The 1,670-nt window shown below is 71.5% G+C and carries 1 pseudogene; it reads right to left on the bottom strand.

The window, feature by feature from the left end:
- Window positions 1-413: 413 nt before the first annotated feature.
- A pseudogene (locus HC022_RS26005) lies at window positions 414-1,670 on the bottom strand (circularly permuted type 2 ATP-grasp protein); the annotation flags it as partial.

The raw sequence follows: 1,670 nt of genomic DNA, 5'->3' as shown, positions 1-1,670 counted from the left end.
CCTCATGCTCTGCGGCCGCACCGCCGCGGTGTCCGAGGACGCCGACCGCCAACAGGTCGAGATGGGCCTGCGCAACCAGCGCATCTCGGCCATGGCCGACGGCTATCTCGCCCAGCTGCGCGCCAACGCCCGCATCGTCGAGAAATGACGACGTCGCGCCCTGCGCCCGTCGCGATGAGCTGCGGCGAGCCCTCCGGCATCGGGCCGGAGCTCGCCGAGGCCGCGTGGCAGGCGCTCGGGACCGAGCTGCCCTTCGTCTGGATCGGAGAGCCCGCGCATCTGCCGGGCACGGTGCCGCACGTGGTGGTGGCGGATCCCTCCGAGGCGGCCTCCGCCGCAGCGCGGGGCCTGCCGGTGCTGCCTCTGGCGATGCCCGGTCCCCGGGTGCCCGGCGTGCCGCAGCCCGCACAGGCGGCGGGCGTGGTCGAGAGCGTCACCGCCTCCTGCCCGACCAGCGAGGCACCCTCGCGGCCGATCCAGTCGGAGACCGGAGCCTGCGCGGTGCCGCGGAAGCGCCCGCCCAGCGCAGTGGTGGCGTCGATGTCGAAGGGCAGCTTGGTCGACAGCGCCGGGCCGATCATCATGCGCTCGAGGTTCTCGAGCACGTAGGCGCGCTCGGCCGGTTGGCCGCACCACCACGTGGCGATGTTGGGAAGCTTCAGCGGCTCGCCCATCAGGTGGCGGCAGATGCGCGGCAGGAAGGCCATCAGCGCCCGTGCCTCGAGCACGCCGGAGCCAAGGCAGTTGACCATGTCGACCGCCCCGGAGCGCAGCGCCGAGACCATTCCGGGGGTGCCCAGCGCCGAGGTCTCGTCAAGCTCCAGCGGATCGGCGAAGCGCGAATCGAGGCGCCGCCAGAGCACCGAGACCGGCTCGGGCCCGTTGATCGTGCGCACGGTGAGACGTCCGTCGCGCACCATCAGGTCCTCGCATTCCAGCAGCAGGAAGCCGAGGTAGCGGGCGATGTAGGCGTGCTCGTAATAGGTGTCGGTGTGCTGGCCCGGGGTCAGGATCGCGACCCGTCCGCCGTGGTCCCCGCGCATACCGTTCATCGCGTCGCGGAAGCCGCGGAAGAAACCGGCGAGCCGCTCGACATTGCTTCTGGGGAAGACGTCGTGGAACACCCGGCTCGTGGCCATGCGGTTTTCCAACGCGAAACCGGCCCCCGAGGGCGCCTGCGTGCGGTCGCCCAGAACGAACCACGTGCCATCGGGCGAGCGGCCGATCTCGAAGGCGAGGAAATGCAGGAAGTTGCCCGAGCGCGGCCGCATGCCCACCATCGGGCGCAGCCATTCCGGGTTCTGCGCGATCAGGTCCGCCGGCAGGAAGCCGTCGCGCACGAGGTCGCCGCGGCCATAGAGGTCGGCCATGACGCGCTCGAGCAGCTCGGCGCGCTGCACGATGCCCTCGGCAAGGCCATCCCATTCGGAGCGGTCGATGATGACCGGCAGGTGGCTCAGCGGCCAGTCGCGCACGGTGGAATCGTCGCCGGAGTATTGCCGGAAGTAGACCCCGGTGTCGTGCAGGTACTGGTCGCCGCGGGCGAAGGCGCGGGCGAGCTTCTCGGTGCTCTGCCCGGCAAGGTGGCGCATCAGCGGCGCCCACACGGGCCGCAGGGACCCGTCGGGACGCTTCAGTTCGTCGGCCACGCCCTCGAGCGGGGCGTAGCC

This window comes from Salipiger sp. HF18, assembly GCF_011806505.1.
Lineage (GTDB): Bacteria > Pseudomonadota > Alphaproteobacteria > Rhodobacterales > Rhodobacteraceae > Salipiger > Salipiger thiooxidans.
This window is presented reverse-complemented; position numbering and strand designations above follow the sequence as displayed.